This window comes from Conexibacter sp. CPCC 205762, assembly GCF_030646155.1.
In the GTDB taxonomy this organism is placed as follows: Bacteria; Actinomycetota; Thermoleophilia; order Solirubrobacterales; family Solirubrobacteraceae; genus Conexibacter.
On the sequence record NZ_JAUTDN010000039.1, the window covers coordinates 1 to 21855 of the forward strand.

Genomic DNA, 21855 nt, shown 5'->3' on the forward strand with positions numbered 1-21855 from the left:
CGCCGCGCCGCCGTGCCGCTCCCGCCGCGCCGCCTCCGCCGCGGCCCGCCGCGCCGCCGCCCCGCGAGGCGGCTCGCCCCTACGCGTGCTCGCGCACCAGGCGCACGCCGCGTCCGGGCACGAGCGTCACGCCGGTCGCGCGGACGGGCTCGGGGCGGCGGACCGCCAGGCGGACGTCGGCGCGCGCCAGCACGCGCAGGATCGTCGCCATCTCGAACTGGGCGAACGACGCGCCGATGCAGCGCCGCACGCCGCCGCCGAAGGGCAGCCAGGCATACGAGGGCGGCGCCTCGTCGCCGAGGAACCGCTCCGGCCGGAAGAGCGACGGCGACGGGAAGACATCGGGCCGGTGGTGCGTGGTCGCTATCGAGGCGGTCAGCGCGATGCCGGCCGGGCAGTCGACGTCGCCGATCCGCGCCGGCTCGCTCAGCACGCGCGCGACGAACGGCACGACCGGCCGGATCCGCAGCACCTCCTGGCAGAGCGCGTTGACCCACTCGGCGTCGCCCTCGGCACCCGCCGCCCGCATGCGCGCGTGCGCGGCCGGGTTGCGCAGCAGCAGGTCGACCGCCCACGTCAGCGCTGTCGCGGTCGTCTCGTGGCCGGCCATCACGAGCGTGATCAGCTCGTCGCGCAGCTCCTCGTCGCCCATCGGCGAGCCGTCCTCGTGGGTCGCCTGCACGAGCATCGAGAGGATGTCGCGCCGCGCGTCGAGCACGGCGGCAGGCTCACGCCGTCGCGCCGCGACCTCCGCCCGCAGCAGCTCGTCGACCGCCGCCTGTCGGGCGAGGAACGTCTGCCGCAGCCGGATCGGCCCGAGGTCGAAGTTCGCCAGCGGCCCCCAGAAGACGACCCGCCGGCTCGACGCGACCAGCGGCGGCAGCAGCCGCCGCAGCGCGTCCTTGCGCCCCTCGTCGGAGATGCCGAAGACGACGTCGAGGATCACCTCCAGCGTCAGCCGCTCCAGCTGGTGATCGAGCCGGAACGGCCGTCCGAGCGGCCAGCCGGCGACCTCGCGCTCGGCCAGGTCGCGCAGCCGCTCGCCGTGGAACGGCGGCAGCAGCAGCTTGCGCTGGCTCATGTGCGGCGCGCGGTCGAGCGTCAGCAGCGACCAGCGGCCGAGCACGGGCGCCAGCGGTCTGTTCGCGACGCCGGCCAGGAACGACGACGGTCTGCCCGTCACGACCTGCCGCACCAGCTCGGGCGAGCTGAAGACGAGCGACGGCGCGAAGCCGGGCACGCGCATCGCGTACGGCTCGCCGAAGCGGGCGTGCGCGCGCAGCCCGGCGCCGATCGGGTCGCGCGCGATCTGCGCGATCTGCACCAGCGGCGGCAGCTTCGAGCCGCGCGCCGGCGCGCGCCGCGGCGGCGTCGGCAGGGCGGTGATGGTCGGATCGAGCGTTGCTGTGCCCATCCCGGCATCATCCCCCAAGCTGGCCAGCCAGCCAAGCGGGAACCCCCGCGTCGCCCCGAGCGGGCGCCGCGCCGTGCCGCGCCCGAGGCCCGTGCCGCGTCCGACGCCCGCGCCGCGCCCGACGCCCGTGCCGCGTCCGACGCCCGTGCCGCGCCCGACGCCCGCGCCGCGCCGGCCTACGAGATCTCCCGCAACCGCCCCGAGCGCACGTCCAGCACGAAGCCGCGCACGAGCGCCGTCTGCGACAGGAACGGGCTCGCCTCGACGCGCGCGATCGACTGGCGCACGTCGGCATCGAGGTCGTGGAACGCCTCCGCCGACCAGCTCGGCTTGATCCCCGTCTCACGCCGGATCTGGTCGCGGAAGGTGTCGTCGTCCAGCTCCTGCAGCTCGCAGTCGGTGTGGTGGATCAGGACGACCTCCTCCGTGCCGAGCTTGCGCTGCGAGATCGCGAGCGAGCGGATCGTGTCGTCGGTGACGACGCCGCCGGCGTTGCGCAGCACGTGCACGTCGCCCGGCGACAGCCCCAGCAGCGCGGCCGGGTCGATCCGCGGATCCATGCACGTGACGACCGCGACGCGGCGGCGCGGGATCGCGTCCAGCTCCGCGTGGGCATGGTCGGAGATACGGTCCTCGGCGCTGCGCAGCAGCTCATCGGTGACGCTCATGCGACCTCCGTCGTCGCGCTCGGTGGCGTCCCCAAAATAGAAGAAAAACGGGAGGCTTACCTGGCTTTGAACGGCAAGCGCGCGCGGGCGCGCGCACGCCCACGCGCGAGCGCCCAACCGCCCCAGGCGGCGCCGAGATCGATCGCGCCGGCGACGAAGAAGCCGGCGGGACCGGTCACGAGGCGCGCGAGTAGCCTGGAGATCATCCGCCCACGGTATCGTTCGCGGCCACATGCCTGAAGCCCTCAAGACCACCGTCACCGAGCTGCCCGAGTCGCGCGTCCGCGTCGAGGCGGAAGTCCCCGCCGCCGAGGTCGAGAAGAGTCTCGCCCGCGCCGCGAAGCAGCTGGCCCGCGACATGCGCGTCCCGGGCTTCCGTCAGGGGAAGATCCCCGCGCAGGTCGTGATCCGCCGCGTCGGTCGTCCCTACGTCCTCGACGAGGCGATCCGCAGCTCGATCAACGGCTGGTACTCCCAGGCCGTCGACGCCGCCAAGATCCACCCGGTCGGAGAGCCGGACGTCGATCTCGGCGACATGCCCGAGCAGGGCCAGCCGCTGTCGTTCAGCGTCGAGATCGGCGTTCGCCCGGTCGCGACGCTCGGCGACTACAAGGGCCTGGAGGTCGGCCGCCGCGAGGCGGTCGCCGACGACCACCGCGTCGAGCACGAGCTGGAGCACCTGCGCGAGCACCTCGCCAGACTCGAGACGGCCGAGCGCGAGGCGCGCGAGGGCGACTTCGTCGTCGCCGACTACGTCGGCTCGATCGACGGCGTGAACTTCGAGGGCGGCGAGGGGCGCGACCAGCTGATCGAGCTGGGCGCCGGCCGCCTGATCCCGGGCTTCGAGGAGCAGCTCGCCGGCGCCAGAGCCGGCGAGGACCGGATCATCAACGTCACCTTCCCGGCCGACTACGGCGCCGACCACCTCGCCGGCAGAGAGGCGCAGTTCGCGCTCACGGTGAAGGAGGTGCGCGAGAGAGTCCTGCCCGAGATCGACGACGACCTCGCCTCCGACGCCGCCGGCTTCGACACGCTCGACGAGCTGAAGGACGACATCCGCAGACGGATCGTCGAGCAGGACGGCCAGGCGATCGAGAACGAGTTCCGCGAGGCGGTCCTCGACGCCGTCGTCGCGCAGGCGACCGTCGACGTGCCGGACGCGCTCACCGAGGCGCGCGCGAGAGAGCTGTGGGACCAGACGGCGCTCACGCTCGCCCAGCGTGGCATCTCGAGAGAGGCCTACCTGCAGATGTCGGGCAGAAGCGAGGAGGAGATCCTCGAGGAGGCCAAGCCCGACGCCGAGCAGGCGCTCAAGCGCGACGCCGTCCTGGCCGCGATCGTCGTCGCCGAGCAGATCGAGCCGAGCGACGAGGAGCTCGCCGCCGCGCTGGAGCACACCGCGTCGCACGAGAGAACGACCGGCGCCAAGCTGCTGGAGCGCGTCAAGAAGCAGGGCAACGTCGACGCCCTCAAGGAGGACGTCGCGACGACGAAGGCGCTCGACCTGATCGTCGAGGCCGCCACGCCGGTCGCGAAGGCCGACGACGAGCCCGCCGACGCCGACGACGCGGCCGCCAGAAGAGCGCCCGCCAGAAGAGCGGCCAGAGCGAGAGCCGCGGCCAGAAGAGCTCCGGCGAGAAGAGCCGCCAGAGCGAGAGCGAGAAGAGCGGCGAGAGCCGACGACTGACGCGCTGCGGGCCACGCCCGAGCGCTTCCGCGCGCCGGTCCCGAGGGCCGGCGCGCCGGTCGCTGCGCGCCTGCGTGCGCAGCTTTGCGACCAACTCCTGCAGACCTGGAAAGCCGCTCGAAACCGGTTGCTAGACTCGCCCAACCGGACGGGCGTCAGAGCACTCGGCTCTCCCCGGAAGGATTCGAGCCGAGGAAGCGAAACAAAGCGAGGACTATGAGCCCCCTGGTACCGATGGTCGTAGAGCAGACGTCTCGTGGCGAGCGCGCCTTCGACATCTATTCGCGCCTCCTCAACGAGCGCATCATCTTCCTCGGCACGCCCGTCGACGACCAGATCGCGAACCTGATCGTGGCTCAGCTGCTCCACCTGGAGTCAGAGGATCCCGACAAGGACATCTCGATCTACATCAACTCGCCGGGCGGCTCCGTGTACGCGGGTCTCGCGATCTACGACACGATGCAGTTCATCAAGCCCGACGTGCAGACGATCTGCGTCGGCATCGCGATGTCGATGGGGGCCCTGCTGCTCTCCGGCGGCGCGAGAGGCAAGCGCATGGCGCTGCCGAACGCCAAGATCCTGATCCACCAGGTCTCCTCGTCCTTCCAGGGCCAGGCGACGGACATCGAGATCCACGCGAGAGAGATCATCGACATCCGTCGTCGCCTCGACGAGATCATCGCCTTCCACGCCGGCAAGCCGGTCGAAGAGGTCAAGAAGGACACCGAGCGTGACTACTTCATGAGCTCGGAAGAGGCGAGGGATTACGGGATCATCGACCGCGTGATCACGCAGCACTAAGGTATTCCGGTGCAGGTGCCGATCCCGGGGGAGTGACCGATATGGCGCGACCGACAGATTCCAACGAACAGCTTCTGTGCAGCTTCTGCGGCAAGTCGCAGCGGCAGGTGAAGAAGCTGATCGCCGGCCCTGGCGTCTACATCTGCGACGAGTGCATCGATCTCTGCAACGAGATCATCGATGAGGAGCTGACGGCCCCGCCGACCTTCGACATCGAGAACCTGCCGAAGCCGCGCCAGATCTACGACGTGCTCAACGAGTACGTCGTGGGTCAGGAAGCGGCGAAGCGCACGCTGTCAGTGGCGGTCTACAACCACTACAAGCGCGTGCAGATGATGCAGTCGGACGACGACGACATCGAGCTGCAGAAGTCCAACATCCTGCTGCTCGGCCCGACCGGCTGCGGCAAGACGCTGCTTGCGCAGACGCTGGCGAAGATCCTCAACGTCCCGTTCGCGATCGCCGACGCGACCGCGCTGACGGAGGCCGGCTACGTCGGCGAGGACGTCGAGAACATCCTCCTGAAGCTGATCCAGGCGGCCGACTACGACGTCAAGAAGGCCGAGACCGGGATCATCTACATCGACGAGGTCGACAAGATCGCCCGCAAGGCCGACAACCCGTCGATCACGCGCGACGTCTCCGGCGAGGGCGTGCAGCAGGCGCTGCTGAAGATCCTCGAGGGCACGACCGCCTCGGTGCCGCCGCAGGGCGGTAGGAAGCATCCCCACCAGGAGTTCCTCACCATCGACACGACGAACATCCTGTTCGTCTGCGGCGGCGCGTTCGCCAACCTCGACAAGGTGATCGAACGACGGGTGGGGGCCCAGGGCATCGGCTTCGGCGCCGAGATCAACGCGAAGGCCGACCGCGACCTCGGCAACACGTTCGCGGACTGCCTGCCGGAGGATCTCGTCCACTACGGCCTGATCCCCGAGTTCATCGGCCGCCTGCCGGTGATGTCGGCCGTCCATCAGCTCTCCAGAAACGAGCTGATGACGATCCTGACGGAGCCGCGCAACGCGCTCGTCAAGCAGTTCCAGCGCTTCTTCCAGTTCGACGGGATCGAGCTGGTCTTCGCCGACGAGGCGCTCCATGCGGTCGCCGACAAGGCGCTGGAGCGCGAGACCGGCGCCCGCGGCCTGCGCTCGATCATCGAAGAGGTGCTGCTCGAGGTCCAGTTCGAGCTGCCCTCCCGCCGCGACGTGAAGAAGTGCGTCGTGACCAAGGAGACGATCGAGAAGGGCCTCTCGCCGACACTCGTCACCGAGGCCGTCGACGACGACACCGGCAGCGACGGCCTGCGCGAAGAGTCGGCCTAACCGCCGCTCCCGCGCAGGCGCGCTATCGCCTGCAGCTCGCCGATGTCGGCCCGGTCCTTGGGCCGGCCGGCGGCGCGCTTCATCGCGATCAGATCGTCGATCGACGCCACGAGCACGGCAAAGGCGCCGAGGTCGTAGCGCTCGGCGTTCTGCCGCAGTCGCGCGTACGGCGGTGATCCGTCCGGTCTCGCGAGGATGTCGAACTCGCCGGCGCTCGTGTCCATCGTGAGCGTCTGCACGCGTCTCAGCGTCGCGCCATCGGGGACGAACGGCACGTCGTCGTCCACGCGCCGCAGTCTCGCCTCCAATTCGATGAGCGCGCGGCCGAGCACGGTCAGGTTGGCGTCATCGCGGGCGAAGCAGATGTCGAGATCGTGTGTGTTGCGCCCAGAGCCGTGGAGCATTGCGGCGACGCCGCCGATCACGACAAAGTCGACGCCATGTGTGGTGAGCAGGCCGAGGATGAAGCTCGGTCTGAAATCAGTCGAGGTCATCGCGCGGCACCCGTCTCGCGGCCGCGAGCATCGCGGCGAGGTTGCGATGAGACGCTTCGAACGTACGCAGCCGTTCCGCCGGCGACAGTCGCAGTCGGGCCAGGATCTGCGACTCGTCGACCTCGGGAAGCGCGCTGCGCTGCGTTGCGCGCAGCTCGATCTCGAAGCCGGCGGCGTCGAGCGCCCGCTGGACCGTCTCGAAGGTGGGGTTCGCGTCGGCTCGTTCGAGGCGGGCGATCACAGGCTGGGTCGTGCCGAGGCGCTCGGCGAGCTGGGCCTGGGTGAGGCCGGCGCTGCGGCGGGCGTCGCGAACGAGGGCGGCCGGTGTCATGGCGACATGCTCTCTCGGGGCAGGCATAGCGTCTACAGCATATGCCTTTGATGCAATACAAATGTGGCGAGAGGCACGGCAGAGCGGGAGCGGGCGGCGAGGTGCGGCGGCGCAACCGGGTCGGCCGGCGACCTGCGGCGGTCGAATCGGCGCGCCGCAATACACTTCCGGCCATACATGTCTGAGCTGGAGACCAAGACCCGTTACGACGCCGCCGAGGCCGAGCCGCGCATCCTGCGCCGCTGGCTCGAGTCCGGCCTCTTCCACCCCGAGCCGGAGGGCACGGCCGACGAGAACTACTCGATCGCCGTCCCGCCGCCGAACGTCACCGGCGCGCTGCACATGGGGCACGCGCTCAACGGGTCGATCCAGGACGCGCTGATCCGCTTCAACCGCGCGCGCGGCACGCGCGCCAAGTGGATCGCCGGCACCGACCACGCCGGCATCGCGACGCAGAAGCAGGTCGAGAGACGGCTCAGAGGGGAGGGGACCAGTCGCGAGGAGGTGGGGCGCGAGGCCTTCACCGAGCGCGTCTGGCAGTGGCGCGAGCAGTACGGCAACACGATCATCGGCCAGTTCCAGCGGCTCGGCGCCTCGCTCGACTACGACGACGAGCGCTTCACGCTCGACGAGCGCTACGTCGAGGCGGTCCTGAAGGTCTTCGTCGACCTGTACGAGAAGGGCCTGATCTACCGCGACAACTACATGGTCAACTGGGATCCCGGCTCCAGATCGGCGATCTCGGACCTGGAGGTCGAGGACCGCGAGGTCGTCGACACGCTCTTCTACGTCGACTACCCGCTCGCCTCCGGCAACGGCTCGATCACGGTTGCGACCGTGCGTCCCGAGACGATGCTGGCCGACACGGCGATCGCGGTCAACCCGAACGACGAGCGCTACGCCCGCCTGATCGGCGAGGAGGCCGTGCTGCCGCTCGTCGGCCGCCGTCTGAAGATCATCGCCGACGACTACGTCAAGCCCGAGTTCGGCACCGGCGCGCTCAAGATCACGCCCGGCCACGATCCGAACGACTTCGAGATCGGCCGCCGCCACGGGCTCGAGGAGCTGACGGTGATCGGCGAGGACGGCCGCATGACTCAAGGTGCCGGCGAGCGCTTCGCCGGCCTCCGCATCAAGGAGGCGCAGGACGCGATCGTCGCGGCGCTGCGCGAGGAGGGCGCGCTCGCGCGCACCGAGGAGTACCCGCACGTGGTGCCGTTCTCGCATCGCTCCGGCGAGCGGATCGAGCCGCTGATCTCGCTCCAGTGGTTCATGCGGATGGACGAGCTGGCGCAGCCGGCGATCGACGCGGTCAAGGACGGGCGCGTCAGAATCCATCCCGAGCGCTGGACCCGCGTCTACCTCGACTGGATGGAGAACATCCGCCCCTGGTGCGTCTCGCGCCAGCTGTGGTGGGGCCACCAGATCCCCGTCTGGTACCGCGGTGACGAGACCTACGTCGGCACGACCGCGCCGGAGGGCGACGGCTGGGAGCGCGACCCGGACGTGCTCGACACCTGGTTCAGCTCCGCGCTGTGGCCGTTCGCGACGCTCGGCTGGCCGCAGCAGACGCCCGAGCTGAGAGCGTTCTACCCGACCGACGTGCTCTCGACGGCGCGCGACATCCTCTTCCTGTGGGTGGCGCGGATGATCATGATGGGCCTCGAGTTCGTCGGCGAGATCCCCTTCAGAGACGTCTACATCCACTCCGTCATCCAGGCGCCCGACGGCCGCCGGATGTCGAAGTCGCTCGGCACCGGCATCGACCCGCTCGACGAGATCGGCCAGCACGGCGCCGACGGCGTCCGCTTCGGCCTGCTGGCGATGTCCTCCTCGCAGGACGTCCGCTACAGCGCCGAGAAGGTCCAGCAGGGCCAGCAGCTCGCGAACAAGCTGTGGAACGCCTCGCGGCTGATCCTCACGCGCGTCAGCGACGCGCCGCCGGCCGCCGCGCCAAAGCCGCGCGCCGTCGAGGACCGCTGGATCCTCTCGCGGCTCGCGCGCACGCAGGCCGAGGTCGAGGAGCGGATCGAGGCGTACGACTTCTCGCACGCCGTCCTGGCGCTCTACGACTTCGTCTACGGCGAGCTGTGCGACTGGTACCTGGAGCTGGTCAAGCCGCGCCTCTACGAGGCCGAGGGCGAGGAGCGCACGGACCTCGAGGCGACGCTGCTGCACGTGCTGACGGAGACGCTCCAGCTCGCGCATCCGGTGATCCCGTTCGTGACCGAGGAGATCTGGTCGCACGTGCCTGGCGCGAAGGGGCTGCTGGCGGCCCGTCAGACGACCCCCGCGGACGCGAGCGCGGCTGACCCCGGCGCCGACCGCGCGATCGCCGAGGCGATCGAGGCGGTGCAGGCGCTGCGCGGCTGGCGCGACTCGGTCGGCGCGCCGGCCGGCGCGCGCATCCCGGCGCGGATCGACGCCGACGGCTACGGCGAGACGGCCGCCCACGTCGCGCGCCTGTCACGGCTGGAGCTGAGCGACCCGGCGGAGTTCGGCGAGCAGCCGGTGGCGCAGGTGGCGATCCCCGGCGGCGCGGTGGCGATCTTCGCCAGCGACGCGGTCGACCTCGGCGCCGCCGAGAGAAAGCTGGCGGAGCGCCGCAAGACGCTGGAGGCGGAGATCAAGCGCTGCGAGGGCAAGCTCTCCAACGACGGCTTCGTCGCGAAGGCGCCGCCGGCCGTCGTCGACGCCGAGCGCGAGAAGCTGGCGTCGCTGCGCGAGGAGCTGGCTGCGCTGTGAGCGGAGCCTGGACCCTCGACGACGCCGAGCGCTACCTGCTCGGCCTCGAGCTGTTCGGCATGCGCTTCGGGCTCGACCGGATGCGCCGCCTGATGACGACGCTCGACCAGCCGGAGCGCCGCTTCGACACCGTCCACGTCGTCGGCACCAACGGCAAGTCCTCGACCGTGCGGATGATCGCGGCGATCCTCGAGCGCCACGGCCTGCGCGCCGGCGCCTACCTGTCGCCGCACCTCGTCTCGTTCACCGAGCGGGTGCGGATCGACGACCGCGACGCCGATCCGCAGGCGTTCGCGGCCGCCGTCCAGCGCGCCGCCCACGCGGCCGCGCTGGTCGACCGCACGCAGCAGGGCGACGACACCGTCACCCAGTTCGAGGCGCTGACCGCCGCCGCCTTCAGCGAGCTGGCCGCGCGCGCGGTCGACGTCGCCGTGATCGAGGCCGGCCTCGGCGGCCGCTGGGACGCCACCAACGTGCTGCCCAGCAGAGTCCAGGTGCTGACGAACGTCGGGCTGGAGCACACCCGCTGGCTCGGTCCGACGGTGCGCGACATCGCGCGCGAGAAGCTCGCCGTCGTGCGCGACGGCGCGACGCTCGTGATCGGCCCCGACCTGCATCCCGACGCGCTCGACGAGGCGCAGCTGGCGGCCGAGCGGCACGGCGCCAAGCTGATCCAGGCGACGGCCGAGCCGGGCGTCGAGGTCGCCGCGCCGGGCACCTTCCAGCGCCGCAACTTCGCGCTCGCGCGGACCGCCGCGGCCGCCTACCTGGAGATCGCCGGGATCCCGCTCGACCTCGCCGCCGTGCGTGCCGCCGCCGCGGCTGTGCTAGTCCCGGGACGGATGCAGGTCGTCGGCCATGAGCCGCTGACGCTGCTCGACGGCGCCCACAACCCCGCAGGCTTCGACGCGATCGCCGAGTCGCTGCCGCAGCTGACCGCCGGCCGTCGCCTCGTCGCGGTGCTGTCGGTGCTCGACGACAAGGACGCCGCCGAGATGCTGAGGGCGCTGCTGCCCCGCTGCGAGCAGGTCGTCTTCACGCGCAACCACAGCCCGCGCGCGCTGCCGCCGGCGACGCTGGCGTCGCTGGCGCGTCAGCTCGGCGGCCCGCCGAGCGAGCTGGTCTCCGACCCGCGCGCCGCGCTGGCGCGGGCGCGCGAGCTGGCCGGCGCCGGCGGCGTCGTGCTCGCGACCGGCTCGATCTACCTCATCGCCGACCTGCTGCGGCCCGCGGGGCAGCGCAGCGCCTCGATCCTCTGATGGCCGCCGAAGACCGTCCGCCGCCGAAGTTCCTGCCGATGATCGGCCTCGTCGCCGTGATCGTCGCGGTCGTGATCCTCGTCTTCTTCGCGATCGGCTACTTCTTCGGGAAGATGTTCCTGGCGTGATCGGCGCGCATCCGACGCGCCGCTTTGCAGGAGGTTCGCGATGGTCAGCGAATCGTCTGGATGCGCCTACGTGCTGCCCCCGCAACCGGACCCCGGCTAAACTCAGCCCGCACTCATGACCCCGTTCGCAATCTTCGGCATCGAGAACGACAGCCTCAACCTGGCTGTCAACCTCGTGCTCCTCTTCCTCATCGTCCTCTGGATCGCCCTGCTCTACTGGACGTTCGCGGACGCCCGGCGGCGGATCGAGGATCCGATGCTGATCGGCTGCGCGACGGCTGCGTCGCTGTTCCCGCTCGTCGGGACGCTCGTCTACATGATCGTGCGGCCGCCGGAGTACCTCGACGACGTGCGCGAGCGCGAACTGGAGATGCAGGCCGCGGAGGCCCGCCTGGCGCAGCTGGGCTACCACCTCTGCCCGCACTGCGACTTCGAGGTCGAGAAGGACTTCCTGCGCTGCCCGAACTGCATGCGCAAGCTGAAGGACCCGTGCCGCAGCTGCGGCAAGCCGCTCGACCCGATGTGGAAGGTCTGCCCCTATTGCGAGACCGAGGTCGAGTCGACCGCCGCCGCGAACCCGCGGCGCACGCGACGCCGGCGTGTCGAGGACATCGCCGAGCCGACGCAATAGCAGAGCAGCACCCTCCCGCACCGAACATTCCCAAGGAGCATTGCTACCGATGAGCCGGACCCTGATCCTGGTCAAGCCGGACGCCTTCGCACGTGGCCTGACCGGCGAGATCCTCGCCCGCTTCGAGCGCAAGGGCCTCTCGATCGTCGCGCTGGAGAAGCAGACGCTGACCGCCGCGACGGCCGAGACGCACTACGCCGAGCACAAGGAGCGCCCCTTCTTCGGCGAGCTGGTCGAGTTCATCACGTCGGGCCCGCTCGTCGCCGCCGTGCTGGAGGGCAACGACGCCGTCAAGGCCGCCCGTCAGATCATCGGCGCGACGAACCCGCTCGAGGCCGCCACCGGCTCGATCCGCGGCGACCTCGCGACCGAGGTCGGCCAGAACCTCGTCCACGGCTCCGACTCGGACGAGTCGGCCGCGCGCGAGGCCGCGATCTTCTTCCCCAACCTCTGAGACTCCTGCTCGCATCCCGCTCTCCCCAGCGGAGAGCGATCCTGACGCAGCTGGGCGTGCCGTTCGCGGTCCGTCCGGCTGACGTCGAGGAGCTGGCCGCCGGGGACCCGGCGGTCGTCGCGGTCGAGAACGCGCTGCGCAAGGCGACGGCGCTGGCGGGCGATCCCGCGGTCGTCGCCGCGGGGCAGACCATCCTCGGCGTCGACACGATCGTCGTGATCGGCGGCGAGATCCACGGCAAGCCCGACGACGCGCCGCACGCGCGCCGCACGCTCGCCGCGCTCGCCGGCCGCGACCACCACGTGCTGAGCGGCATCGCGGTCGTCGACCCGGCTGCCGCGACGCCCCGCACGGCGCTCGCGCAGACGCGCGTGCGCTTCCGCCAGCTCGACGACACGACGCTCGACTGGTACGTCGCGACGGGCGAGTGGGAGGGACGTGCCGGCGGCTACGCGATCCAGGAGCGCGGCGCCGCCCTGATCGCCGAGATCGACGGCGACTACCTCAACGTCGTCGGCCTGCCGGTCGCGGCACTGCTGGAGCTGCTGCCAGCGCTCTTGCAAGAAGCCGTCTGAAGCCGTGATTTGCAGCGTCTTCGTGCCAGCAACGGCACGATCGCGCCGTAGGCCGGGATCACGCGTCCGCTACACTCCCCGCCGGGACGGGGCCCCGCAGCCGACCGCCGGGATCCGGCGCACCCAGGGGCCCCCGACCGCGTTCCCCCTCCTTACCTCATGGGCATCTTCAGCTACTTGACCGGGTTCGGCGGCCGCGACATGGCCGTCGACCTCGGCACCGCCAACACTCTCGTCTACGTGCGCGGCCGCGGCATCGTGCTGTCGGAGCCGTCGGTGGTCGCCGTCGACTCGCGCTCCGGCGAGGTGCACGCGGTCGGGATCGAGGCGAAGCGGATGCTCGGGCGCACGCCCGGCACGATCTCCGCGATCCGCCCGCTGAAGGACGGCGTGATCGCCGACTTCGAGGTGACGGAGGAGATGCTGCGTCACTTCATCCAGAAGGTGCACCAGAACCGGTGGGCGCACCCGAGGGTCGTAGTGTGCGTCCCGTCGGGCGTCACCGGAGTCGAGAAGCGCGCCGTCGAGGAGGCCTGCCTGTCGGCCGGCGCGCGCCAGGCCTACCTGATCGAGGAGCCGATGGCGGCCGCGATCGGCGCCGGCCTGCCGGTCGGCGAGCCGACCGGCTCGATGGTCGTCGACATCGGCGGCGGCACCTCCGAGGTGGCCGTCATCTCGCTCGGCGGCATCGTCGTCTCGCAGTCGATCCGCGTCGGCGGCGACGAGCTGGACGAGGCGATCATCAACTACGTCAAGCGCGAGTACAAGCTGCTGATCGGCCAGCAGACGGCCGAGGAAGTGAAGCTGGAGATCGGCTCCGCCTTCGAGATGGAGGAGGAGGTGCAGGCCGAGATCCGCGGTCGCGACATGGTCTCCGGCCTGCCGAAGACGGTCGTGCTGACCAGCGAGGAGATCCGCGCGGCGCTCGAGGAGCCGATCTCGCAGATCATCGACGCGGTCAAGGAGACGCTCGACCGCACTCCTCCCGAGCTCGCATCCGACATCATGGATCGCGGCATCATGCTGGCCGGCGGCGGTGCGCTGCTGCAGGGCCTCGACGAGCGGCTGCGTCACGAGACGCAGATGCCCGCGCACCTGGCGGAATCTCCCTTGACGTGCGTGGCGGTCGGGTCCGGCCGTTCGCTGGAGGAGTTCGAAGCCATCCACCGCTCGCACAAGAATTCGAAGAACAACCGGCGCCGGCGCTACTAGATGGCCAGCCGCGCAGGAGCTTCAACCCCCTTGGAGACACGCGACCCGTGTATGACAGACAAGTACGCCGCCGACGAGTCACGCTCATCGTGCTCGTCGTGGTCTCCCTGATCCTCCTCACCGCATACTTCGGCGAGGACGAGGGCAGCCCGCTCCACGGCGTGCAGCGCGGGGTCATAGCGGTCCTGTCGCCGATACAGGAGGGCGCCAGCCGCGCGCTCAAGCCGGCCCGCGACCTGTTCGGCTGGTTCGGCGACACGATGGACGCCAAGAAGGAGCGCGACCAGCTCAGAGCGCAGCGCGACCGCCTGCTCAGAGACGTCGTCGGCCTCCAGACGGCGCAGGCCGAGAACAGACAGCTGCGCGGCCTCGTCGGTCTCGGTGACAGATACGACACCGACGCGTACACACCTGTCACGGGTCGTGTCACCTTCCGCAACCCGAACAACCTCTTCAGAGACACGATCGGGATCGACGTCGGCACCGGTGCGGGGGTCGGCGTCGGCGACGCCGTCATCTCCGGCAGCGGCCTCGTCGGTCACGTCAGCACCGCGACGGGGAATGCCTCGATCGTGACGTTGATCACCGACCAGAGAAGCACCGTCGGCGCGCGTCTGGCGCGCAGCCAGGACCTCGGGCTCGTGCGGCCGTCGCTCGGCGACCCGCTCGACCTGCAGATGAGCCAGCTGCCGCGCAGAGCGGAGGCGAGAGTCAACGACATCGTCGTCACCTCCGGCACGATCGCGACCAGACTCGACTCGCCCTACCCGCCCGGGATCCCGATCGGCACGGTGACGAGAGTCGATCCCGAGGAGCTGGCCTCAGACAACCGCATCCACCTGGCGCCGCTCGCCGACCTCCGCCACCTCGACTTCGTCCAGGTGCTGACCAACAGCGGCGCCGCCGGAACCGCCCGCGCGCAGGCAGGTCCATGAGCGAGACCAACTGGCAGCTCCCGCTGCGGCTCGCGGCGCTCGGCTTCGTCGCCGTGATCGTGCAGATCGCGGCCGTCTCGCAGGTGACGATCTTCGGCGTCAGCATCGACCTGGCGCCGCTGCTGGTCGCCTCCGTCGGGCTCGTCGCCGGCTCGCTGCCGGGCGCGGTCTTCGGCTTCGCGATCGGGCTGTTCGTCGACCTCGCGCTGGTGCAGACGCTCGGCGTGACCTCGCTGCTGTACATCCTGATCGGCTACGCCGCCGGCCGCTTCCGCGAGCTGCGCGACCCCGCCCACGGGCTCGTGCCGGTCTTCGTCGGCGCCGCCGCGACGGCGATCGCCACGGTCGGCTTCGCGCTGCTGCAGTTCCTGCTCGGCGTCGACGCGCCGGTCAGCTGGCTGCTGCTGCGCCAGGTCGTCGTCGCGATCCTGCTCGGCGCGCTGTTCGCGCTGCCGGTCCACGCGCTCGTGCGCCGCGTCGTCGAGGGCGCGCTGCCGGACGACCCGCGCCGGCGCCGCCGCCGCGCCTACACGACCGGCGGCCTCTCGCCGCTCTCGCGACCGTCGCAGGGGAGCCGCTGATGATCGATCCGCCCGATCAGCGTCCCGGCGGCCAGCTGTCGCCGCAGCTGGCGATGCGCGTCGCGATCCTCGGCGGGATCGCGTTGGCGATCTTCGCGATCATCTTCTTCCGCCTCTGGTTCCTGCAGGTGCTCTCGGGCGATCAGTACCTCGCGCAGGCGTCGAGCAACCGCGTCCGCGACGTGACGGTGCAGGCGCCGCGCGGCGAGCTGCTGGACCGCAACGGCACCGTCCTGGTCGAGAACCGCAACGCGGTCGCGGTCACGGTGGCGCCGCAGCGGCTGCCCGAGGACGAGGGCCCGCGGCTTGCGCTGCTGAGAAGACTGAGCCGTGTGCTGGGCGAGTCGACCAGGCCCGAGAGATGCAGACTGGGCAGAAGAACGTTCAGAAGAATGCCGCTGGAGTGCACGATCGACCAGCAGGCGGCGGTCACGCCGTATGCCGACGTGGTCGTCGAGCCGGATGCCTCGCGCCCGGTCTACTCCTACCTGGCCGAGCGCGCGGGCGAGTTCCCCGGCGTGGAGATACAGAACGCCTGGCTGCGCGAGTACCCGTTCAAGACGGTCGGCGCCCACCTCTTCGGGACGGTCGGCCAGATTGACGAGAACGGGCTCAGAGACGCGAACTTCAGAGGCGTCAGAGGCGGCTCGATCGTCGGCAAGAGCGGCCTGGAGTACACCTACGACAAGTACCTGCGCGGGACCAACGGCGCGCAGCGGATCGAGGTCGACGCGCAGGGCCGGCCGAAGAGAAAGCTGAGAGAGGTCCCGGTCGTGAAGGGCAGCGACGTGCAGCTGTCGATCGATTCGAGACTGCAGCGCGTCGGCCAGCAGGCGCTGGCGACCGGCATCTCGATGGCGCAGGCAAACGGCAACCCGGCCGACGGCGGCGCCTTCGTGGCGCTTGACCCGCGCAACGGCGAGGTGCTGGCGATGGGCTCCAACCCGACGTTCGACCCCAACGACTTCACCAGACCGATCCCGACGAGAGTCTACGAGCAGAAGTTCACCTCGGAGTCGGCCAACAGACCGCTCTTCAACCGCGCGATCAGCGGCGGCTTCGCGATCGGCTCGACCTTCAAGATCGTCACGGCGGCCGCCGCGCTCGCCTCCGGGATCATCACGCCGGGGACGTACTACAACGACACCGGCACGTGGAGAAGCGGCACGCAGATACGCAGAAACGCCGGCGGCGCGATATTCGGCTCGGTCAACCTGGAGAAGGCGCTGGCGGTCTCGGTCGACACCTTCTTCTACGACCTTGGCGCGAGACTGAACGAGGATCCGGCGACCCATCCGCGCGGCGGCGAGCTGCAGAGATGGGCGCGCGACTTCGGCTTCGGCGAGCGCAGCGGGATCGACCTCGGCGGCGAGATGAGAGGGGTCGTGCCCGACTCGAGATCGAGCGATGCGCTGAAGGCGGCCGAGCGCAGATGCCGGCGCGTCAGAAGAGTCGCGAACTGCAACTACGCCTTCCTCGACGACACTTGGACGATCGGCGACAACGTCTCGCTCGCGATCGGCCAGGGCGACTTCCTCGCCTCGCCGCTGCAGCTCGCGGTCGCCTACGGCGCGATCGAGAACGGCGGCACGATCGTGCGGCCGCACATCGGCATGTCGGTGCTGGACGAGGACGGCCGCGTGCAGCAGCGGATATCGCCGAGACCGGTCCGCAGAATCGACGTCCCGGACATCGACACGATCCGTCAGGGCCTGCTCGACTCCACGACCCAGTCCGGCGGCACCTCGGTCGACGTCTTCCAGGGCTTCGGCAAGCCCGTCTACGGCAAGACCGGCACCGCCCAGATCACCAACAGACCGGACCAGTCGTGGTACGTCGCCTACGTGCCCGACGCGGAGCGGCCGATCGTCGTCGCCGCGGTGATCGAGAACGGCGGCTTCGGCGCGCAGGCGGCCGCGCCGGCGGTGCGGCAGATCCTGTCGCAGTGGTTCTACGGCAGAGCCGGCGAAGCGGTCGCGGGCAGATCGGCGTCGTATTGAGCGCGACACCGATACAGCGCAGCGTCGAGCGCACGACCCGCGGCGGGTCGGGGCCGCGCCTGCTGTTCGACCCGCTGCTGCTGCTGGCGGCGATCGGCCTGGCGGTGATCTCGGTGATCGCGATCGGCGGCTCGACGCGCACCGACATAGCGGGCAACCCGAACTTCTACGCCCATCGGCAGATCGCCTTCGCCGTCATCGGCACGATCCTGATGGTCGTGATCAGCCGCTTCGACTACTCGCGCCTGCGCGAGTTCAAGATCGGCGTCTACGGCCTGATGATCGGGCTCAACGTGCTGACGCTGCTGCTGGCCGCGGCGACGCGCGGCGCGCGCAGCTGGATCGGGCTCGGATTCTTCAGATTCCAGCCGTCGGAGCTGGGCAAGGTGCTGTTGATCGTGGCGCTCGCCGGCTTCATCGTCGATCGCTACCGCCGCCTCGGAGAACGCGAGACGACGGCGCGGCTGATGCTGCTGGCGCTCGCGCCGGCCGCGCTCGTGATGGTGCAGCCGGACCTCGGCTCGGCCTCCGTCTACGTCGTCGCGGCGCTGACGATGCTGTTCATCGCCGGCACGCCGGGGCGCCACATCATGGGCCTGATAGCGCTGTTCGCGGTCTCGCTCGTGTTCGTGCTGGGCGTCGCCCCGGCGGTCGGCGTCGACCTGCTGAAGCCGTACCAGGTCGACCGCCTGACCGGCTTCCTGCACCCGAACGAGAGCAACAACGAGACGACGTACCAGCTGAACCAGTCGAAGATCGCGATCGGCTCGGGGGAGAAGACCGGCCGCGGGCTCGACAGAGCGACCCAGACCGGCCTCAACTTCCTCCCCGAGCACCACACCGACTTCATCTTCAGCGTCGTCGGCGAGCGCTGGGGCTTCGCGGGGGCGGCGGCCGTGCTGTCGCTGTTCGCGCTGCTGATCTGGCGCACCGTGCGGCTGCTGACGATGGCGAAGAACCTGTTCGGGACGCTGATCGCGGCAGGAATTCTCGCGATGCTGATGTACCAGCTTCTCGTGAACGTCGGAATGACGATCGGGATCATGCCGATCACCGGCGTCACGCTCCCGCTGATGAGCTACGGCGGAGCCTCCTACTTGACAACATTCATCGCTCTCGGCCTTCTCCAGTCGATCCACGTCCAAGCTCGGATCGCACAAGGATCGAAGGGCCGAGGGCTCGTCCTTTCATGAGGGAATGACCCAATCGTGAAGAAGCAAGTGCTTGTCAGCGTCGACCGCGGAGAGACCCGCGTCGCGCTGCTCGAGGCGACGGGAGACGTCGCCGCCCCGACGAGACCGGCGAGATCGGGTCGCCGGCGCCGCAAGCCGGCCAACCCCGCCGCCGGCTACCGCGTCGCCGAGCTGTACCTCGAGCGCCGCGGCGCTCGCTCGATCGTCGGCAACATCTACAAGGGCAAGGTCGACAACGTCCTGGCCGGCCTCGAGGCCGCCTTCGTCGACATCGGCCTGGAGAAGAACGGCTTCCTGCACGTCGACGAGATCGTGCTGCCGGGCGTCGAGGTCGCCAAGCGCGGCCGCGGCGGCGGCAGAGACGGCCAGAAGATCCACGAGCTGCTGAGACCGGGGCAGGAAGTCGTCGTCCAGGTCGTCAAGGACCCGCTCAAGACGAAGGGCGCGCGGCTCTCGATGGAGCTGACGATCCCGGGCCGCTACATGGTCTACACGCCGCAGGGCGAGGGCGTCGGCGTCTCCAGGCGCCTGCCCGACAAGGAGCGCGACCGGCTCCGCAAGGAGGCCGCGAGACTCGACCTGCAGGGCGGCGGCGCGATCATCCGCACGGCCGCCTACGGCGCCAGACGCGAGGACTTCGAGCGGGAGATGCAGTACCTCTTCAAGCTCAACGAGGTGCTCGGCAAGCGCGTCGAGGAGACGCAGGCGCCCGACCTCGTCTTCCAGGAGGCCGACCTCTCGATCCGCGTCGTGCGCGACGTCTTCTCCGACCACTTCGAGCGCGCCGTCGTCGACGACCCGAAGCAGTACCAGCGGCTCGTCTCGTTCTTCACGCGCACCGCGCCGGAGCTGGTCGACCGCGTCGAGCTGTGGGAGGAGCCGGCGCCGCTGTTCGACCGCTACGGCGTCGAGAGAGAGATCCAGGGGACGCTCACCAGACGCGTCGACCTGCCCAGCGGCGGCTACCTGATCGTCGACTACGCCGAGGCGCTGACGGTCATCGACGTCAACACCGGCTCGTTCATCGGCCGCGGCAGAGGCGCGCGGCTGGAGGACACGATCACGAGAACGAACCTGGAGGCGGCCGAGGAGGCCGTGCGCCAGCTGCGTCTGCGCGACATCGGCGGCATCATCGTCATCGACTTCATCGACATGGCCCGTGCGCGTAACCGCGACGCCGTGCTGAAGACGCTGCGCAAGGCGCTCGACGAGGACCGCACGAAGACGTTCGTCGTCGAGATCTCGCCGCTCGGCCTGGTCGAGATGACGCGCCAGAACGTCACCGAGGGCGTGCGCGAGATCATGACCCGCCACTGCCCGACGTGCGGCGGCGAGGGCGTGATCCGCTCCGAGGAGACGATCGCGATCGACTTCGAGCGCAGACTGCGCGACCTCGCCAAGGAGCACGAGTCCGAGGCGCTGCTGCTGCAGATCAACCCGCGCGTCGGCGCGATCTTCACCGGCAACGGCGCCCGCATCCTCCGCTCGCTGGAGGAGGAGACCGGCAAGTGGTTCCACTTCGAGGGCTCCGAGGGCCTTCCGCTGGACCACTTCGCGATCACCTACGAGGGCTCGCGCGACGACGTCGCCGAGCGCGCGCTGCCGTTCCGCGAGGGTGACGAGGTGCTCGTCTCGATCGTCGAGCCGCACATGTACAACGTCGACGACGCGGTCGCGAAGATCGACGGCTACATCGTCTCGGTCACCGGCGGCGGCCGTCATGTCGGCGAGAAGCGGCTGGTGCGGATCGACGAGGTCGGCCGCACGGCGGCGACCGCGACGCTCGTCGACGGCGGCCCGTCCGCCACGGCGGACAAGGAAGACGGCGGCGAATCGGCAGATGGCGTAGACTCATCTGCTCGGCGCCGCGGCCGCAGAGGCGGACGGCGCCGTTCCCGTGCAACGGCGGACTCTTCCGCTGCGACCGAGTGACCAGAGAATCCATGTACGCGATCGTGAAGACCGGCGGTAAGCAGTACCGCGTCGAAGAGGGCCAGTACCTCCTCGTCGAGCGCCTCGCCGCCGACGAGGGCGCCACGGTGCCGCTCCAGCCGCTGCTCTACCGCGGTGACGACGAGATCCTCGACGGCGACGACCTCTCGAAGGTCTCGGTCGAGGCGAAGATCGTCGCCCACGAGCGCGGACCGAAGCTCCGGGTTGTCAAGTTCAAGCCCAAGCGCGGCTACAAGCGCCGCAACGGCCATCGTCAGGATCTGACCAGAATCGAGATCACGACGATCAAGGCCGGCGCCGCCGCCAGAAAGACGGAGGCTGCGTAATGGCGCATAAGAAGGGCCTCGGCTCCTCCCGCAACGGCCGTGACTCGAACGCCAAGCGCCTCGGCGTGAAGGTGTTCGCCGGCGAGACCGTGTACGGCGGCGAGATCATCGTTCGCCAGCGCGGCACGAGATTCAAGCCGGGCGAAGGCACCGGCATCGGCAAGGACGACACGATCTTCGCGAAGGCGGCCGGCAAGGTCGACTTCAGAGAAGGCCGTCGCGGCCGCGTGATCTCGATCCTGCCGGTCGAGGTCGCCGCCTCTCCCACGGAGTAGCGACCCCGCCACATCAGCTTTGCGAAGGGCCCGGCTTGCGCCGGGCCCTTCGTCGTTGCGGGGCGCGGCGCTCGCCGGCGCGCGGGCCCTCAGCGCTCCTGCTCGGTCGGGCGGATCAGGATCTCGTTGACGTCGATGTGCGGCGCGCGCGAGACGGCCCACATCACCGCCTCGGCGACGTCGTCGTCGGTCAGCGGCGCGGCGCCCGGGGCGCTCGTGTCCCAGAACGGCGTCTCGACGGCGCCGGGGGAGAGCAGCGTGGTGCGCACGCCGCTGCCGTCGAGGTCCTGCCGGACCGCCTCCGACATCGCCGTCACCGCCCACTTCGTCGCCGAGTAGAGCGAGCCGGGCATCGCCTTGCGGCCGGCGACCGAGCCGGTCAGCAGCAGGTGGCCTCTGCTCTGCTTCAGCGCCGGCAGCGCGGCGCGGATCGTGTAGGCGGCGCCGAGCACGTTCGTCAGCACCATCGCTCTCCACTGCTCCGGATCGCCTTCGAGGAAGCCGCGCGGCGCGCCGAAGCCGGCGTTGGCGAAGACGACGTCGAGCTGGCCGAAGGCGTCGAGCGCGCGCGCGACGAGCGCCTGCTGCTGCTCCCACTCGGTCACGTCGGCCGGGACGGCGAGCGCGCGCTCGGGGCCGCCCAGCTCCGCGGCGAGCTGCTCCAGCGGCCCCTGCGAGCGGGCCGCCAGCACGAGCCGGTAGCCGGCTCTGGCGGCGTGGCGCGCGGTCGCGGCGCCGATGCCGGTCGAGGCGCCGGTGATCAGGAAGACGGGATCGGGCATGGATGCCTCCAAGGTCGGATGCCGTCGATGCTCCCCGATCGAGGCGGCGCGCGCTCGGCTCGCCCGCCGTCGACGGCGGTCGGACGGGT

At 70.3% G+C, this 21855-nt stretch carries 22 protein-coding genes; 17 read left to right on the forward strand and 5 right to left on the reverse strand.

The window, feature by feature from the left end:
- Nucleotides 1–79 precede the first annotated feature (79 nt).
- Both Q7L73_RS22910 and Q7L73_RS22915 read right to left on the reverse strand, forming a co-directional pair.
- Nucleotides 80–1414 carry a cytochrome P450 gene (locus Q7L73_RS22910; RefSeq protein WP_304692636.1) on the reverse strand — a complete coding sequence of 445 codons (1335 nt, stop codon included), beginning with the start codon at nt 1412–1414 and terminating at the stop codon, nt 80–82.
- A gap of 176 nt (nt 1415–1590) precedes the next feature.
- Nucleotides 1591–2082 (reverse strand): carbonic anhydrase, encoded by a 492-nt coding sequence (locus Q7L73_RS22915; RefSeq protein ID WP_304692634.1) that lies wholly within the window; start codon nt 2080–2082, stop codon nt 1591–1593.
- A 232-nt stretch (nt 2083–2314) separates the two neighbouring features.
- Between Q7L73_RS22915 and tig the strand changes: the two genes are divergently transcribed.
- The 3 genes from tig to clpX all read left to right on the forward strand — a co-directional run bounded on the left by tig (nt 2315) and on the right by clpX (nt 5892).
- A complete protein-coding gene (gene tig, locus Q7L73_RS22920) occupies nt 2315–3769 on the forward strand; it encodes a trigger factor (protein ID WP_304692632.1) in 1455 nt (484 codons plus the stop codon).
- 216 nt (nt 3770–3985) lie between these two features.
- On the forward strand, nt 3986–4570 hold the full coding sequence (gene clpP, locus Q7L73_RS22925) for an ATP-dependent Clp endopeptidase proteolytic subunit ClpP (protein ID WP_304692630.1): 585 nt from the start codon (nt 3986–3988) through the stop codon (nt 4568–4570).
- Nucleotides 4571–4611: 41 nt separating this feature from the next.
- Nucleotides 4612–5892, forward strand: a complete 1281-nt coding sequence (gene clpX / locus Q7L73_RS22930; RefSeq protein WP_304692628.1) for an ATP-dependent Clp protease ATP-binding subunit ClpX — start codon at nt 4612–4614, stop codon at nt 5890–5892.
- Here the strand turns inward: clpX and Q7L73_RS22935 are convergent.
- Nucleotides 5889–6386, reverse strand: coding sequence for a nucleotidyl transferase AbiEii/AbiGii toxin family protein (locus Q7L73_RS22935; RefSeq protein WP_304692626.1), 498 nt, complete (start codon nt 6384–6386; stop codon nt 5889–5891). The genes clpX and Q7L73_RS22935 overlap by 4 nt on opposite strands.
- Nucleotides 6373–6717, reverse strand: a complete 345-nt coding sequence (locus Q7L73_RS22940; protein WP_304692624.1) for a helix-turn-helix domain-containing protein — start codon at nt 6715–6717, stop codon at nt 6373–6375. Before Q7L73_RS22940 ends, Q7L73_RS22935 begins: the two co-directional genes overlap by 14 nt.
- A gap of 177 nt (nt 6718–6894) precedes the next feature.
- Between Q7L73_RS22940 and Q7L73_RS22945 the strand changes: the two genes are divergently transcribed.
- From Q7L73_RS22945 to rpmA, 14 genes are all read left to right on the forward strand, one after another.
- Nucleotides 6895–9462 (forward strand): valine--tRNA ligase, encoded by a 2568-nt coding sequence (locus tag Q7L73_RS22945; RefSeq protein ID WP_304692622.1) that lies wholly within the window; start codon nt 6895–6897, stop codon nt 9460–9462.
- The gene (locus Q7L73_RS22950) at nt 9459–10721 is read left to right on the forward strand and encodes a folylpolyglutamate synthase/dihydrofolate synthase family protein (RefSeq protein WP_304692620.1); all 1263 of its coding nucleotides are present in this window, start codon (nt 9459–9461) and stop codon (nt 10719–10721) included. The genes Q7L73_RS22945 and Q7L73_RS22950 overlap by 4 nt, the downstream gene beginning before the upstream one ends.
- Nucleotides 10721–10849, forward strand: a complete 129-nt coding sequence (locus tag Q7L73_RS22955; protein ID WP_304692618.1) for a hypothetical protein — start codon at nt 10721–10723, stop codon at nt 10847–10849. The genes Q7L73_RS22950 and Q7L73_RS22955 overlap by 1 nt, the downstream gene beginning before the upstream one ends.
- Nucleotides 10850–10964: 115 nt before the next feature.
- Nucleotides 10965–11480 (forward strand): zinc ribbon domain-containing protein, encoded by a 516-nt coding sequence (locus Q7L73_RS22960; RefSeq protein WP_304692616.1) that lies wholly within the window; start codon nt 10965–10967, stop codon nt 11478–11480.
- 49 nt (nt 11481–11529) lie between these two features.
- On the forward strand, nt 11530–11934 hold the full coding sequence (gene ndk, locus Q7L73_RS22965) for a nucleoside-diphosphate kinase (RefSeq protein WP_304692614.1): 405 nt from the start codon (nt 11530–11532) through the stop codon (nt 11932–11934).
- 5 nt (nt 11935–11939) lie between these two features.
- The gene (locus Q7L73_RS22970) at nt 11940–12509 is read left to right on the forward strand and encodes a nucleoside triphosphate pyrophosphatase (RefSeq protein ID WP_304692637.1); all 570 of its coding nucleotides are present in this window, start codon (nt 11940–11942) and stop codon (nt 12507–12509) included.
- A gap of 159 nt (nt 12510–12668) precedes the next feature.
- A complete protein-coding gene (locus Q7L73_RS22975; protein WP_304692612.1) occupies nt 12669–13721 on the forward strand; it encodes a rod shape-determining protein in 1053 nt (350 codons plus the stop codon).
- 98 nt (nt 13722–13819) lie between these two features.
- Nucleotides 13820–14656: a rod shape-determining protein MreC gene (gene mreC, locus Q7L73_RS22980; protein WP_304692610.1), complete on the forward strand. Its 837-nt coding sequence runs from the start codon at nt 13820–13822 to the stop codon at nt 14654–14656.
- The gene (gene mreD, locus Q7L73_RS22985) at nt 14653–15237 is read left to right on the forward strand and encodes a rod shape-determining protein MreD (protein WP_304692608.1); all 585 of its coding nucleotides are present in this window, start codon (nt 14653–14655) and stop codon (nt 15235–15237) included. The genes mreC and mreD overlap by 4 nt, the downstream gene beginning before the upstream one ends.
- A complete protein-coding gene (gene mrdA, locus Q7L73_RS22990) occupies nt 15237–17237 on the forward strand; it encodes a penicillin-binding protein 2 (protein WP_304692606.1) in 2001 nt (666 codons plus the stop codon). Before mreD ends, mrdA begins: the two co-directional genes overlap by 1 nt.
- A complete protein-coding gene (gene rodA / locus Q7L73_RS22995; RefSeq protein ID WP_304692604.1) occupies nt 17234–18430 on the forward strand; it encodes a rod shape-determining protein RodA in 1197 nt (398 codons plus the stop codon). The genes mrdA and rodA overlap by 4 nt, the downstream gene beginning before the upstream one ends.
- Before the next feature lie 15 nt (nt 18431–18445).
- Nucleotides 18446–20362, forward strand: a complete 1917-nt coding sequence (locus Q7L73_RS23000) for an Rne/Rng family ribonuclease (protein ID WP_304692602.1) — start codon at nt 18446–18448, stop codon at nt 20360–20362.
- Nucleotides 20363–20373: 11 nt separating this feature from the next.
- Nucleotides 20374–20709 (forward strand): 50S ribosomal protein L21, encoded by a 336-nt coding sequence (gene rplU, locus Q7L73_RS23005; protein WP_370552430.1) that lies wholly within the window; start codon nt 20374–20376, stop codon nt 20707–20709.
- The gene (rpmA, locus tag Q7L73_RS23010) at nt 20709–20984 is read left to right on the forward strand and encodes a 50S ribosomal protein L27 (RefSeq protein ID WP_304692598.1); all 276 of its coding nucleotides are present in this window, start codon (nt 20709–20711) and stop codon (nt 20982–20984) included. The genes rplU and rpmA overlap by 1 nt, the downstream gene beginning before the upstream one ends.
- Before the next feature lie 89 nt (nt 20985–21073).
- On the opposite strand, the gene Q7L73_RS23015 is transcribed toward rpmA, so the two are convergent.
- A complete protein-coding gene (locus Q7L73_RS23015) occupies nt 21074–21766 on the reverse strand; it encodes an SDR family oxidoreductase (RefSeq protein WP_304692596.1) in 693 nt (230 codons plus the stop codon).
- Nucleotides 21767–21855: the final 89 nt, after the last annotated feature.

What these genes read in the sequence shown, in the direction of transcription:
- mreD (WP_304692608.1), top strand. Translation starts at nt 14,653, where the DNA reads ATGAGCGAGACCAACTGGCAGCTCCCGCTGCGGCTCGCGGCGCTCGGC.
- ndk (WP_304692614.1), top strand. Translation starts at nt 11,530, where the DNA reads ATGAGCCGGACCCTGATCCTGGTCAAGCCGGACGCCTTCGCACGTGGC.
- Q7L73_RS22945 (WP_304692622.1), top strand. Translation starts at nt 6,895, where the DNA reads ATGTCTGAGCTGGAGACCAAGACCCGTTACGACGCCGCCGAGGCCGAG.
- Q7L73_RS22955 (WP_304692618.1), top strand. Translation starts at nt 10,721, where the DNA reads ATGGCCGCCGAAGACCGTCCGCCGCCGAAGTTCCTGCCGATGATCGGC.
- mrdA (WP_304692606.1), top strand. Translation starts at nt 15,237, where the DNA reads ATGATCGATCCGCCCGATCAGCGTCCCGGCGGCCAGCTGTCGCCGCAG.
- clpP (WP_304692630.1), top strand. Translation starts at nt 3,986, where the DNA reads ATGAGCCCCCTGGTACCGATGGTCGTAGAGCAGACGTCTCGTGGCGAG.
- rplU (WP_370552430.1), top strand. Translation starts at nt 20,374, where the DNA reads ATGTACGCGATCGTGAAGACCGGCGGTAAGCAGTACCGCGTCGAAGAG.
- Q7L73_RS22910 (WP_304692636.1), bottom strand. Translation starts at nt 1,414, where the DNA reads ATGGGCACAGCAACGCTCGATCCGACCATCACCGCCCTGCCGACGCCG.
- Q7L73_RS22960 (WP_304692616.1), top strand. Translation starts at nt 10,965, where the DNA reads ATGACCCCGTTCGCAATCTTCGGCATCGAGAACGACAGCCTCAACCTG.
- Q7L73_RS22915 (WP_304692634.1), bottom strand. Translation starts at nt 2,082, where the DNA reads ATGAGCGTCACCGATGAGCTGCTGCGCAGCGCCGAGGACCGTATCTCC.
- Q7L73_RS22975 (WP_304692612.1), top strand. Translation starts at nt 12,669, where the DNA reads ATGGGCATCTTCAGCTACTTGACCGGGTTCGGCGGCCGCGACATGGCC.
- Q7L73_RS22940 (WP_304692624.1), bottom strand. Translation starts at nt 6,717, where the DNA reads ATGACACCGGCCGCCCTCGTTCGCGACGCCCGCCGCAGCGCCGGCCTC.
- Q7L73_RS23015 (WP_304692596.1), bottom strand. Translation starts at nt 21,766, where the DNA reads ATGCCCGATCCCGTCTTCCTGATCACCGGCGCCTCGACCGGCATCGGC.
- Q7L73_RS22935 (WP_304692626.1), bottom strand. Translation starts at nt 6,386, where the DNA reads ATGACCTCGACTGATTTCAGACCGAGCTTCATCCTCGGCCTGCTCACC.
- tig (WP_304692632.1), top strand. Translation starts at nt 2,315, where the DNA reads ATGCCTGAAGCCCTCAAGACCACCGTCACCGAGCTGCCCGAGTCGCGC.
- clpX (WP_304692628.1), top strand. Translation starts at nt 4,612, where the DNA reads ATGGCGCGACCGACAGATTCCAACGAACAGCTTCTGTGCAGCTTCTGC.
- rpmA (WP_304692598.1), top strand. Translation starts at nt 20,709, where the DNA reads ATGGCGCATAAGAAGGGCCTCGGCTCCTCCCGCAACGGCCGTGACTCG.